General features: G+C 66.1%; 13 protein-coding genes and 2 tRNA genes. 13 read left to right on the top strand and 2 right to left on the bottom strand.

Annotation, left to right across the window (positions count from 1 at the left end; all coding sequences use genetic code 11):
• The first annotated feature begins 55 nt into the window (after positions 1 to 55).
• The 4 genes from ACYQ3G_RS12915 to murA all read left to right on the top strand — a co-directional run bounded on the left by ACYQ3G_RS12915 (position 56) and on the right by murA (position 2,183).
• Positions 56 to 131 (top strand) — tRNA-His (locus tag ACYQ3G_RS12915).
• A gap of 46 nt (positions 132 to 177) precedes the next feature.
• Positions 178 to 253 (top strand) — tRNA-His (locus ACYQ3G_RS12910).
• A gap of 57 nt (positions 254 to 310) precedes the next feature.
• Complete coding sequence (locus tag ACYQ3G_RS12905) at positions 311 to 895, top strand: VOC family protein (RefSeq protein WP_459826219.1); 585 nt, start codon at positions 311 to 313, stop codon at positions 893 to 895.
• A gap of 37 nt (positions 896 to 932) precedes the next feature.
• Positions 933 to 2,183: a UDP-N-acetylglucosamine 1-carboxyvinyltransferase gene (gene murA / locus ACYQ3G_RS12900; protein ID WP_459826217.1), complete on the top strand. Its 1,251-nt coding sequence runs from the start codon at positions 933 to 935 to the stop codon at positions 2,181 to 2,183.
• 102 nt (positions 2,184 to 2,285) lie between these two features.
• On the opposite strand, the gene ACYQ3G_RS12895 is transcribed toward murA, so the two are convergent.
• Positions 2,286 to 3,275 (bottom strand): hypothetical protein, encoded by a 990-nt coding sequence (locus ACYQ3G_RS12895; RefSeq protein WP_459826215.1) that lies wholly within the window; start codon positions 3,273 to 3,275, stop codon positions 2,286 to 2,288.
• Between the two features lie 75 nt (positions 3,276 to 3,350).
• Positions 3,351 to 4,784, bottom strand: coding sequence for a sigma-54-dependent transcriptional regulator (locus ACYQ3G_RS12890; protein WP_459826213.1), 1,434 nt, complete (start codon positions 4,782 to 4,784; stop codon positions 3,351 to 3,353).
• A gap of 261 nt (positions 4,785 to 5,045) precedes the next feature.
• Here ACYQ3G_RS12890 and ACYQ3G_RS12885 point away from each other — a divergent pair, with 261 nt between their 5' ends.
• The 9 genes from ACYQ3G_RS12885 to ACYQ3G_RS12845 all read left to right on the top strand — a co-directional run bounded on the left by ACYQ3G_RS12885 (position 5,046) and on the right by ACYQ3G_RS12845 (position 12,160).
• Complete coding sequence (locus tag ACYQ3G_RS12885) at positions 5,046 to 5,363, top strand: hypothetical protein (RefSeq protein ID WP_459826211.1); 318 nt, start codon at positions 5,046 to 5,048, stop codon at positions 5,361 to 5,363.
• 17 nt (positions 5,364 to 5,380) lie between these two features.
• Entirely contained in the window at positions 5,381 to 5,683 is a 303-nt protein-coding gene (locus ACYQ3G_RS12880) for a c-type cytochrome (protein ID WP_459826209.1), read from the top strand.
• A 109-nt stretch (positions 5,684 to 5,792) separates the two neighbouring features.
• Positions 5,793 to 6,812 carry an SCO family protein gene (locus ACYQ3G_RS12875; protein WP_459826207.1) on the top strand — a complete coding sequence of 340 codons (1,020 nt, stop codon included), beginning with the start codon at positions 5,793 to 5,795 and terminating at the stop codon, positions 6,810 to 6,812.
• 14 nt (positions 6,813 to 6,826) lie between these two features.
• Entirely contained in the window at positions 6,827 to 8,446 is a 1,620-nt protein-coding gene (gene ctaD / locus ACYQ3G_RS12870; RefSeq protein ID WP_459826205.1) for a cytochrome c oxidase subunit I, read from the top strand.
• Positions 8,439 to 9,035: a cytochrome c oxidase subunit 3 family protein gene (locus ACYQ3G_RS12865; RefSeq protein ID WP_459826203.1), complete on the top strand. Its 597-nt coding sequence runs from the start codon at positions 8,439 to 8,441 to the stop codon at positions 9,033 to 9,035. The genes ctaD and ACYQ3G_RS12865 overlap by 8 nt, the downstream gene beginning before the upstream one ends.
• A gap of 1 nt (position 9,036) precedes the next feature.
• Positions 9,037 to 9,330, top strand: coding sequence for a cytochrome C oxidase subunit IV family protein (locus ACYQ3G_RS12860; RefSeq protein ID WP_459826202.1), 294 nt, complete (start codon positions 9,037 to 9,039; stop codon positions 9,328 to 9,330).
• Positions 9,327 to 10,535 carry a cytochrome c oxidase subunit II gene (coxB, locus tag ACYQ3G_RS12855; RefSeq protein WP_459826201.1) on the top strand — a complete coding sequence of 403 codons (1,209 nt, stop codon included), beginning with the start codon at positions 9,327 to 9,329 and terminating at the stop codon, positions 10,533 to 10,535. The genes ACYQ3G_RS12860 and coxB overlap by 4 nt, the downstream gene beginning before the upstream one ends.
• The gene (locus tag ACYQ3G_RS12850; RefSeq protein WP_459826200.1) at positions 10,532 to 11,371 is read left to right on the top strand and encodes a protoheme IX farnesyltransferase; all 840 of its coding nucleotides are present in this window, start codon (positions 10,532 to 10,534) and stop codon (positions 11,369 to 11,371) included. Before coxB ends, ACYQ3G_RS12850 begins: the two co-directional genes overlap by 4 nt.
• A gap of 156 nt (positions 11,372 to 11,527) precedes the next feature.
• Positions 11,528 to 12,160 carry a LysE family translocator gene (locus tag ACYQ3G_RS12845; protein ID WP_459826199.1) on the top strand — a complete coding sequence of 211 codons (633 nt, stop codon included), beginning with the start codon at positions 11,528 to 11,530 and terminating at the stop codon, positions 12,158 to 12,160.
• Positions 12,161 to 12,204 lie beyond the last annotated feature (44 nt).

The following is a 12,204-nucleotide window of genomic DNA, read 5'->3' as shown; positions in this document are numbered from 1 at the left end:
GATTTTTGCTTGACCGGGGCAGGGGGCTTGGGTAGAGAGTTTTTCCTCTCACGTGGTGGGTGTAGCTCAGTAGGCAGAGCACCTGGTTGTGGCCCAGGATGTCGCGCGTTCAAGCCGCGTCACTCACCCCATTCGCACATACGGGACAGCTCGCTGTCCCTTTTTTTCTCCCTCGTGGTGGGTGTAGCTCAGCAGGCAGAGCACCTGGTTGTGGCCCAGGATGTCGCGCGTTCAAGCCGCGTCACTCACCCCATTTGACACTCAGGCAGAACCGGATAAGAACTGGTTCTGCTTTTTTTTGGAGGTCTGTTTGGCATTCACCGGCATCAACCATCTTGCCATGGTCACGGCGGACATGGACAGGACCGTCCATTTCTGGCGCGACCTGTTGGGCATGCGCCTGGTGGTGGGCATGGGGCATCCGGGGTACCGCCACTACTTCTTCGAGATCACGAAGACGGACTGCATCGCCTTTTTCGAGTGGCCGGGCGTGGAACCCGTCGCGGAGAAGGACCACGGCGCGCCGGTCAAAGGGCCGGCGGCCTTCGACCACATCTCCTTCGGGGTGGGACGCGTCGAAGAACTGCACCGCCTCAAGGACCTCCTGGAAGCCAACGATTTCTGGGCCTCGGAACTCATCGACCACGGGTTCATCATCTCCCTTTATTCCTTCGACCCCAACAACATCCCCATCGAGTTCAGCTGCCCGGTGGCCGACTGCGACGTGCACGCCCACCCCATCATGATCGATTCCCACCCGACGCGTGCGGCCCTGGAAGGCAGCGAGCCGCGCGGCGAACGGTGGCGGCGGCCTGAGGGTCCGGCGGTCGAGCACGAGACATACCCCGGCGAGGCGCATTCCGTGCGCGCCGCGTTCAACAGAAAGAAACCGTGACCGCGGTCCGCCCGCGGCGCTTGTGTAAGGATATATAATGGACAAACTCGTCATCGAAGGCGGCGCTCCCCTCAAGGGGAGCGTGACCATCAGCGGCTCCAAGAACGCCGCCCTGCCCATCCTGCTGGCCTCCATCCTCGTCGACGGGGAGGTGCGCCTGTCCAACGTGCCGGATCTGCGCGACATAGGCACCACCCTGAAACTCCTGGAACTGCTGGGCTGCACGGCGGAATACGCGGAAGGGGAGGTTTATCTCAAGTCCTGTAACCTGAAGCCCGAAGCCCCCTACGATCTGGTCCGCACCATGCGCGCCTCGGTCCTGTGCCTGGGGCCGCTCCTGGCCCGCCTGGGCCGCGCCCGCGTGGCCCTGCCCGGCGGCTGCGCCATCGGCGCCCGGCCCGTGGACATGCACCTGAAGGGCCTGGAGCAGATGGGCGCGGTCTTCGAACTGGAAAGCGGCGACATCATCGGCAACTGCGACCGCCTGAAGGGCGCGCACATCCAGCTCGACTTTCCGACCGTGGGCGGCACCGAGCACCTCATCATGGCCGCCACCCTGGCCGAGGGCGAGACGGTGCTGGAGAACGCGGCCCGCGAGCCCGAGATCCAGGACCTGGCCGAGTTCCTGAACAGCTGCGGGGCCAGGATCACCGGCCACGGCACGAGCGTGGTGCGCATCCAGGGCGTGGAGAGCCTGCACGGCACCTCCTACAGCGTCATGCCGGACCGCATCGAGGCCGGTACGTACCTCGTGGCCGCCGGCATCACCAAGGGCGATCTGACTTTGAAGGACTGCCCCGTGGACGCTCTCGACGCCGTGATCTTCAAGCTCCGGGAGATGGGCATGGTCATCGAGGGCGACAGGGACTCCCTGCGCGCCTCGGTGGACGGTCCCCTCTCCTGCGTGGACCTGTCCACGCAGCCCTATCCCGGCTTCCCCACGGACATGCAGGCCCAGATCATGGCGCTCATGTGCGTCAGCCGCGGCGCGGGCATCATCACCGAGGGCATCTTCGAGAACCGCTTCATGCACGTGCAGGAGCTGGCCCGCCTGGGCGCGCACATCTCCCTGTCGGGGCAGAGCGCCATGGTGCGCGGCGTGGACTCCCTGAAGGGCGCCACGGTCATGGCCTCGGACCTGCGCGCCAGCGCCTGCCTGGTCCTGGCCGGCCTGGCCGCCACGGGCCGCACGGACGTGCGCCGCATCTACCACCTGGACCGCGGCTACGAGCAGATGGAAGTCAAGCTCGGCGCCGTGGGCGCGAGGATCAGGCGCGAGCAGGAATAAAGGCCTGTCCGTCTGCGGCCTCACAGTTTGCCGCACGCCACAAAAAACCTCGCCGAGACAATATCCCGGCGAGGTTTTTTGTGGCGCGGGACCGGCTGACTGCTACTCCTTGGTCGCGTTCCCGTTGGCCTTGGGCGGGTCGGGGAAGTGGAGTTCGCGTTGCAGGAAACCGCGGATGCGCAGGTATTCGGTGATGTTGTTCTCCCCGCGCAGGACCATCTCCCAGCCCGGCCGCTCCATGACCACCAGGACCGGGATGCCCTGGAAGCCCTTCATCTTGAAATAGGCCCGCGCCGTACGCACGGTCTGGCGCAGGTCGTCGCTCACGGGCGTCGGCTCTGGCTTGTCCAGGCTCTCGACGCGCAGGATCTCCAGGAAGGGGTTCTGCTTGCCTTCCGGGGTGTTCAAGACCGTGGCCAGGCGGTAGAAATCCTCCTCCTTGTTGTCCGTGCAGGCCAGGTGCCATTTGCCGGGCAGGGTCTGGGCGTTGATGGACAGGTTGGCCAGGATCTTGGAGCAGTGGTCGCAGTGCAGGCTGAAGAAGAGCACGTGCTGGGGCGCGTTGTCCGGGGAGTTTTCCCAGGTCGTGAAGGCCGTGTCGACGATGGCCGGCGGGGTGACGTTCAGGTCCAGCACCGCATTGGCCGCGAACCCGCCCGTCCATACGGCGATGCCCAGGAGCACGGTCAGCAGGGTCCTCCGCACCCAGGAGAACAGGGACAGGGTGACGAAGAGCATGGCCCCCACCGCGACGCACAGCAGGCATTTCTCCTTGAGGCCCATGAACTGGAAGCCCAGGATGGCGCCGTCGAAGGCCAGGGCGCCGAAGAGGAGCAGGGTGGCCGAGCCCCAGATCCACTTTTTGTCGTAACGGCCGCCGAAGAAGGCCAGGGACCACAGGAACCAGAAGAAGGCTGCGCCCATCTTGATGAGGTTGCCTTCGCCGAAGCGCACGTACTCCCCGACCACGTCGCAGGACGAGGTGGTGCAGAAGGAGGTGTGGCGGATGGCCTGCATCCAGACTTCGGCCGAGAGGAACGAGGCGGCCAGGAAGAGAAAGGTGAGCAGGGCGTATCGTGAGACCTTGGTCATGACAGACTCCCGGTTGAATGAATGCGTGTTTGTGTATCGCTTCAGGGCGTTGCGTCAAGCCGTGTTGCGTCGCGGCTACCGCAGGCGCACGGCGTGCTTCTTGAGCAGTTCGTAGAGCCGTGCGCGGGAGAGCCCGGAGCGCTCGCATGCCGCCGCCACGTCGCTGCCGCACTGTTCGGCGAGCTGCTGCAGGTAGGCCTTTTCGAGCTGGTTGACGACCGTTTCGCGGGCGTCCCGGAATTGGGGCAACGCTCCGCCCGGCACGAAGGGCATCTGCAGGGGGCAGGTCAGCGGGCCCGGGTCGATGACCACGGGCTGAGCCTTCTCGGGTTTGGGCCGGAAGGCGCTCCTGGCGATGCCGATGCGCACGTCGATGGGCAGGTGATGGCTGAAGAGGCTCGGTTCGTCCGCGGCGTTGTCCACGGCCACGGCGATGGCGTTGACGAACTCGCGCACGTTGCCCGGCCACTGGAAGGCGGCCAGGGCGCCGAGGAATTCGGGCGTGAGCTGCTTGGGCGGGGTCTGGTTCTCGCGGCAGATTTTTTCCACGTAGTACTCCGCGAGCAGCGGGATGTCCTCCTTGCGTTCGCGCAGGGACGGGATCTGGATATGATGCCCGTTCAGGCGGTAGAAGAGGTCGCTGCGGAAGTTCCCTTCCTCGACCATCCTGCGCAGGTCGCGGTTGGTGGCCGCGATGACGCGGAAGTTGCTGGCGACCTCCTCCTTGGAGCCGATGGGCCGGAACTTGCGCTCCTGCAGGACGCGCAGCAGGTTCTTCTGCAGGTCGAGGCCGAGTTCCGCGATTTCGTCCAGGAAAACCGTGCCGTTGTCGGCCAGCTTGAAGAGGCCGTCGCGCGACTCGTGGGCGCTGGTGAAGGAGCCCTTGACGTGCCCGAAGAGGGTGCTTTCGGCCAGGTGCGTGGACAGGTTCGTGCAGTCGATGACCACGAGCTTGCCAGGCGTGTCGCTGTTCTCGTGGATGCCGCGGGCGAAGAGTTCCTTGCCCGTGCCCGTCTCGCCGGTGATGATGACGTTGGCCTTGCTGCGCGCGGCCTTGCCCATGGTCTCCAGGCAGGCCATGATCTTGGGGCTCTCGCCGATGATGGCGCTGCGCTTGACCTTGCGCCGCCCGCCGGCGCCCTTGGAGGCGCGGTAGGCCATGGCCCGCTGCAGGATGAGGGTGATGGCGCTGACCGAGATGGGCTTACCCACATAGTCCCAGGCGCCGTTGGCGATGGCCAGGGCCGCGCCGTCGGAGTCGCCGTCGCCCGTGAGGATGACCACCTCGGGCATGGACGCGGCGGCCTGGAACTGCTTGATGTGGGCCAGGCCGTTGCCGTCGGGCAGGTTCACGTCGAGGAAGATGAGGTCGCAGCCCGGGTCGGCCATGAGGGCCAAGGCTTCCCTGATGGAATGGGCCACGCTGCAGGTGTGCCCCATGCGTTCGATGATGCGCTGGAAGGAGCGGGAAAAATCCTGGTCGTCGTCGATGATGAGAATGTCGGCCACGTGTGTCTCCGGGTGATGGTCTGTCCGCATTTGTCGGATTCTGTCCGGAAAAGCAAGATTCTTGTGCGCCCTGCGTGACGCTGCGCCATTTTATGAAAACATCCTCGGCTTGCGTCTGGCTTTTTTGAAGTCTTGGATGTAAAAGGAAAACTTCAGTCCGGCCAGTCAGGCCAGGCGTCGGCATCGGTCCGTGCAATGCCTGCCGGGACGCGCCCGCGCCGGCCCGTGACCGTCAACGTTTCGTTCGCCAAGGAGTTCGCCGTGAAAATGACCGAAAAAGCGATCCGGGTGCTCAGGTCGAGGCCCCATGCCGTTCCCGCCTTTCTGACCATCCTCGTCCTGCTGTCCTGCTTCGCCGGGGCCCAGGACACCGGCTCGCTCATCTTCGAGCGCTGCCAGGACTGCCACGAGATGGACAAGATCTGTCTTGTCAGTGGAAATGACGCCCAGTGGTGGCAGACCACTGTGCTGCGCATGGTCGAGTACAAGAGCGAACTGCTCTCGGCCGACGAGACGGCCGCAGTTTCCGCTTTCCTGGCCGATCCGCAGAAACGCGCCTCGGTCTGCACCCCCAAATGACAACACCGGAGGAAATCATGAAATACGTATTCGTTTGTCTTGCCGCGTGCCTGTTCTTTGCCGCCCCCGCCCTGGCCGAGGGTCCGGCCGACCTGTTCGCCAAGAACTGCAAGGGCTGCCACGGCGCCGACGGCTCCAAGGTGGCCATGGGCATGACCAGGCCTTTGAACTCCCTGACCCTGGACGAGGTCAAGGCGGCCCTGGCCGGCTACAAGTCCGGGACGTACGGCGGAGAGAAGAAGGCCATGATGGAGCGCGTGGTCAAGCCCCTGTCCGAGGCGGACCTGGAAGCCCTGGCCGCCCACGTCGACAGCCTGTAGCCGCGTGGTCCCCGGGCCGGCCGGATCGTCCCGCAAAGGGGGCCGGCATGTCCGGGGACCGTTTTCCCGACTCCCGGGCCCAGGGCCCGCACATCCCGCCGAGGTCAAGGTGCGTCCAATCATCCTCCTTCTCGTTTTCCTGCTGCTGCCCGCGCCCCTCGCGGCCCAGACCGGCGTGCAGCAGGCCCGCAAGGCCGCCCAGGCGGCGTCCGCCCAGGATCAGACCACGGCCGGGCAGGCGGAGCAGGCCATTGCGCCCGCCGACCATTCCGGCCACGACATGACCGGCCACTCCGGCCACGGCGCTCCGCCTGCCGCAGAGTCCGCTCCCGGAGCCGAAGCCGATCACGCCATGCCCGCCGCCCCGACCGAACCCGCCCCGGCGCCGCATGTCCACCAGGAGCCCGCTCCGGCGGCCCAAGAGGCGCAGGACGTCGGCGTGACGGAGAAGCTCGGCGGGCACATCGCCGCCGAGGCCAGGTTTCTCGACGAGAGCGGCCGGGCCGTGACCATCGGGCAGATCATCGACAAGCCGACCATCGTCGTGCCCATCTATTTCTCCTGCCCGAACGTCTGCGCCATCATCCAGAGTTCCCTGACCCAGGTCCTGCCCGACGTGACGCTCACGCCGGGCGTGGACTTCCAGGTGGTCAGCGTCAGCTTCGACGAGACGGACACGCCGGAATTGGCGGCCAACCAGCGGCGCAACTACCTGGCGGCCATGGACTTCAAGTACCCCGAGAGCGGCTGGCGCTTCCTGACGGGCGACGAGAAGAACATCCGCCTGCTGACGGACTCCCTTGGTTTCGGCTTCCGCCGCACGGGCAAGGATTTCATGCACCCCGTGGTGGTCATGGCCGTGTCGCCCAAGGGCAAGATCGTGCGCTACCTCTACGGCACCAAGCCCCTGGCCTTCGACCTGACCATGGCCGCCACCGAGGCCGGGAAGGAGCAGGTCGGGCTGTCGGTCAAGCGCGTCCTGGCCTACTGCTTTTCCTACGATCCCGAGGGCAAGCGCTACGCGTTCAATTTCATGAAGATCACGGCCACGGGCATACTCGTCATCCTGGGCGTGCTCCTCGTCTCCCTGCTGCTGGCCGGCCGCAAGAAGCGCCGGCCGCGAAACTGACTCCGGAGGTCTCGATGCCCAGTCCCGGCGAAACCGTGCCCTTTCTCGATCCGCTTCCTGGCAAAAGCGGCCTGACGTCCTGGATTTTCTCCACGGACCACAAGCGCATCGGCATGCTCTACCTGTGGTGCATCCTGACCATGTTCGCTGTCGGCGTGGTCATCGGCGTGCTCATGCGCCTGGAGCTCATCGCCCCGGGCCGGACCATCATGGGCGCCCAGACCTACAACGCCATGTTCACCCTGCACGGCGTGGTCATGATCTTTCTCTTCGTCATTCCCGGCATCCCGGCGGCTTTCGGCAACATCCTGCTGCCCCTGCAGATCGGGGCCGAGGACGTGTCCTTCCCGCGGCTGAACATCCTCTCCTGGTGGCTCTACCTGACGGGCGCGGTCCTGGCCGTGACCAGCCTCTTCACGGGCGGCGGGCCGCCGGACACGGGCTGGACCTTCTACGTGCCCTTCAGCGAACGGACCACGACCAACGTGTCCCTGGCCGTGGTGGCCGTCTTCATCCTGGGCTTTTCGTCCATCCTGACGGGGCTGAACTTCATCACCACCATCCATCGCCTGCGCGCGCCCAAGATGAGCTGGGGGAAGCTGCCGCTCTTCGTCTGGTCCCTGTACGCCACGGCCTGGATCCAACTCCTGGCCACGCCGGTGCTGGGCGTCACCGTGGCCCTGATCTTCATCGAGCGCCTGCTGGGCGTCGGCCTTTTCGACCCGGCCAAAGGCGGCGACCCGCTCCTGTACCAGCACCTGTTCTGGATCTACTCGCACCCGGCCGTGTACATCATGATCGTTCCGGCCATGGGCGTGGTCTCGGAGATCATCCCGGCCTTCGCCCGCAAGTCCATCTTCGGGTACAAGGCCATCGCCGTGTCGAGCCTGGCCATCGCCTTCGCCGGGTCCCTGGTCTGGGCCCACCACATGTTCACCAGCGGCATGAGCGACACGGCCGTGCTTGTCTTTTCCTTCCTGACCTTCGTCGTGGCCATCCCCTCGGCCATCAAGGTCTTCAACTGGGTGGCCACGCTGTACAAGGGCTCCATCTTTCTCGAACCGCCGCTCCTCTTCGCCCTGGGCTTCATCTTCCTCTTTTCGGCCGGGGGGCTCACGGGGCTGGTGCTCGGCTCGGCCGGCACGGACATCCACGTCCACGACACGTACTTCGTGGTCGCACACTTCCACTACGTCATCTTCGGCGGCACGGGCTTCGGGCTCTTCGCGGCCATGCACTTCTGGTTCCCCAAGATCTTTGGGCGCATGTACGACCGGAAACTGGCCACGGCCAGCTGGTACCTGCTCATCGGCGGGTTCAACATGCTCTATTTCCCCATGTTCCTCATCGGCCTCATGGGTATGCCGCGCCGCTACTACGACTACCTGCCCATGTACCAGACCGGGCACATGATCTCGACGGTTGGGTCGTGGGTGCTGGTCGCGGGACTGGTCACCATGTTCTGGGGGCTTTCGAAATGCCTGCACGGGCCCCGCACCGTGGGCCGCAACCCCTGGGGGGCCGCCACCCTGGAGTGGACCCTGCCGAGCCCGCCGCCGCACCTGACCTTCCTCGACCCGCCGGACGAGGTGCCGAGTCCCTACTCCTACGCGGGGGTGCAGCGCGATGCATGAACAGCACAAGGACTACCTGGGCGACAAGTTCGGCATGTGGCTCTTCCTCTTCACGGAGATCCTGCTTTTCGGCGGCCTCTTCCTCCTCTACGCGGTCTTCCTGCGCCGCTACCCGGCCGAGTTCCACCAGGGGGGGCTTGAGCTGTCGCGGCTTTTCGGGGCGGCCAACACCGTGGTCCTCATCACGTCGAGCTTCACCGTGGCCCTGGCCATCTCGGCCCTGCAGCAGGGGAGGCGCGGGCTGTGCCAGGGCCTCCTGGCCGCGACCATCGCCCTGGCCGGCGTGTTCATGGTCAACAAGTACTTCGAGTGGACCGCCAAGATCGCCCACGGCATCTACCCGGGTTCGCCGGAACTGGCCCAGTCGGGTGGGACGAACATCTACTTCGGGCTCTACTACGTCATGACCGGTGCCCACGGGCTGCACGTGATCATCGGCGCGGCCGTACTCGGCTTCTGCATGCTGCGCATCGGGCAGGGCCGGGTCACGGCCGAGGACTTCGGGCTGCTCGAGAACGGCGGCCTGTACTGGCACCTGGTGGACCTGGTCTGGATTTTCCTTTTCCCACTCTTTTACCTGATCAGCTGACATGACACACAAGCACATCATGCCCTTTGGCCTTCTGGCGAAAATCTGGCTGGCCCTGCTGGTCCTGACCGGGGTCACGGTGGGCGTCGCGTCCTTCGACCTCGGCTTCCTGAACGTCCTTGCGGCCATGAGCGTGGCCTCGGCCAAGGCGCTGCTCGTCATTCTCTTCTTCATGCACCTCAAGTACGAGAACAGGGTGCTTGGCGCCTTCGTCATACTGGTCTTCGTCATTCTGGCCATCTTCATCGGCCTGACCTTCTTCGACGTGGCCTGGCGGCCGGAGGCCGGCGCATGACCCCGTCCATCATCCAGGCCGGCACCGACGCAGCGGCCAGGGTCGACCAGACCTTCCTCCTCATCTTCGGCGTCTCGGCGGCCATCCTGGTCTTCATCACGCTGCTCATGATCTGGTTCGTGTTTCGCTACCACCACGCGCGCCACCCCCAGGCCGCGGACATCCGCGGCAACGTCTGGGCCGAGGTCGCCTGGACCGTCATTCCGACGCTCCTGGTCATGGGCATGTTCTGGTCCGGCTGGACGAGCTTCAAGGCCCTGCGCTCGGCCCCGGCCGACGCCATGCGTGTACGCGTCACGGCGCGCATGTGGTCGTGGGTCTTCGAGTACGAGAACGGCAAGCGCGCCAGCACCCTCTACGTGCCCGTGGACCGCGCCGTGCGCCTGGACATGACCTCGGCCGACGTGCTGCACAGCTTCTTCGTCCCGGCCTTCCGCATCAAGATGGACACCGTGCCCGGCATGGAGACCTACGCCTGGTTCCAGGCCGCGCGGGAAGGCAGCTACGATATCCTCTGCGCCGAGTACTGCGGCCTGCAGCACGCCAACATGCTCTCCACCGTGGAGGTCGTCAGCGCCGAGAAGTTCCGGAAATGGTACGAGGGCGAAGCCTCGGGGGACGAGGCGGCGGTGGGGCTCCTGGAGTCCTACGGCTGCACGGGCTGCCATTCCCTGGACGGATCCGAACTGGTCGGACCGACGCTCATGGGCATCTACGGCAAGGACCGGCCCGTCGTCGACGGCAACGGCACGCGCACGGTGGTCGCCGACGAGGAGTACTTGCGCCGCGCCATTCTGGAGCCCGAGGCCGAGCTGGTGGCCGGGTACGAGGGCATGCCGTCCTACAAGGCGGAGATGCCGGCCGAGGACCTGGAGAAGATCATCCGCTTCCTGACGGGTGGGGCCGAACGCGATCTGGACAAGGGCAGGCGGCTCATGGAGGCCGAAGGGTGCCTGAGCTGCCATTCCACCGACGGGTCCGAAATCGCGGGGCCGAGTTTCAAGGGCATTTACGGGCACAAGGTCCTTCTGGAGGACGGGACCGAAGTCGTGGCCGACGAGGCCTATCTGGCCGAGGCCATCCGTGACCCTGAAAAGACCATGGTCAAGGGCTTCGAGCCGATCATGCCGGCGTATCAGCACCTGGGCGACGAGGACGTGGCCGCCATGATCGACTACCTGCGTTCCCTGTCGGGGCGGCCATGATGAGGGCGGCCGCGTCCCTGGTCCGGCCGGGCGTCTCCCTGGCCGTGGGCCTCTCGGCCCTGGCGGGCTGGCTGCTGGTTTCGGCCGGGCCGCACGCCGCGCCGGCCGCGGGTCTGGCCGTTTTTGTCGGGACCTTCGCCCTGAGTGCAGCCGTTTCGGTCCTGAACCAGGTCCAGGAGCGCCATCTGGACGCCCTCATGGAGCGCACCAGAAGACGTCCCCTGGCCAGCGGCAGCATGAGCGCCTGGCAGGGCCTGGCCGTGACCGGCCTGCTGCTGACCCTCGCCGCCGCGTGCCTGTGGGCCGGCTTCGGGCCGGGCTCCCTGGCGGTCATCGCCGTCGTGCTCGGCCTGTACAACGGCCTCTACACCTACCTCAAACCCGTCACGGGCTGGGCCATGATCCCCGGCGCGGCCTGCGGCGCGCTGCCGCCGTGGATCGGCTGGCTGGCCGGCGGCGGGGCGGCGCTGGCCCCGGAGCCGGTCTACCTCTTCGTCCTCTATTTCGTCTGGCAGATGCCGCATTTCTGGATGCTGGCCGAGGCCAACGCCGAGGACTACGCGGCCGCCGGATTCCCGGTGCCGGCCAACAGCTTTTCGGGCTTCTCGCGGCGCGCCATTCCGCGCCTGTGGTCCCTGGCCCTGGCTTCCCTCGGCGGCATGGCGCCGCTGTTCGGCCTGTTGGCCGGGCCTGGCCACGCCTACGCCCTGGCCACGGTCTGCCCAGCCTACGCCGCCCTGGCCGTGTTCGCCAGAGCCAGGGTCCTCAGGTTGGCCTCCGACGGTTTCCTGGCCGCCGTGGTGGCCCTGGCCGTGGCCGAACGTCTGGCCGGCTGAAGGCGGTCTTTTCCGCGGCCGCGCCCCGGCCCACGGTCCGGGCGTGTTCCACGAACCTTGTGTCCCCGCGCGATGCGCACTATGTCCAGCGCATTCCCGGCCGGGTCGCTGCCGCGAACGGCCGTGACGGGTCATCCTTTTTTCCGAGAGTTCTGCATGGGGTATTATCTGACACTCGGGGCGCTCCTCGGCCTGTCCGCCGGACTCGCGCCCGGGCCGCTCCTGACCCTGGTCATCTCCGAGACGCTGCGGCACGACGTCCGGGCGGGCGTCAGGGTAGCCCTGGCACCCATGGTCACCGATCTGCCCATCATCCTGCTGACGCTCTTCGTGCTGTCCAGGCTGGCCGGTTTTCACGGCATCCTGGGGGCCATCTCCATCGCCGGCGGCATTTTCATCCTGTCCATGGGCTATGAGGGCCTGCGCACCAAGGGGTTCGACGTGCACCTACAGGATGCGCCGCGCAAATCGCTGCGCAAGGGGATCCTGACCAACATGCTCAGCCCCCATCCCTACCTGTTCTGGTTCGGCGTCGGGGCGCCGACCATGACCAGGGCTCTGGACGTGAACCTCCTGGCCCCGGCTGCGTTCATCGCGGGCTTCTACGCCTGCCTCGTGGGCTCGAAGATCGCCCTGGCCCTTTTGGTCGGGAGATCCAAGTCCTTCTTCAAGGGCAAGGCCTACGTCTGGACCATGCGGCTTCTCGGCATGGCGCTCGTGGTCCTGGCCCTCATGCTGTTCCGCGACGGTCTGCAGTTGACCGGCCTCGTTGCGGCCCCGCAGACCTGATTCCGCACCGGTTTCCCCCCACTATCCGCAACCGCGAGGACAAC

Source organism: Desulfomicrobium salsuginis, from assembly GCF_054657795.1.
The sequence above is the reverse complement of the archived record's forward strand: the minus strand, read 5'-3'. Positions and strand labels throughout refer to the sequence as shown.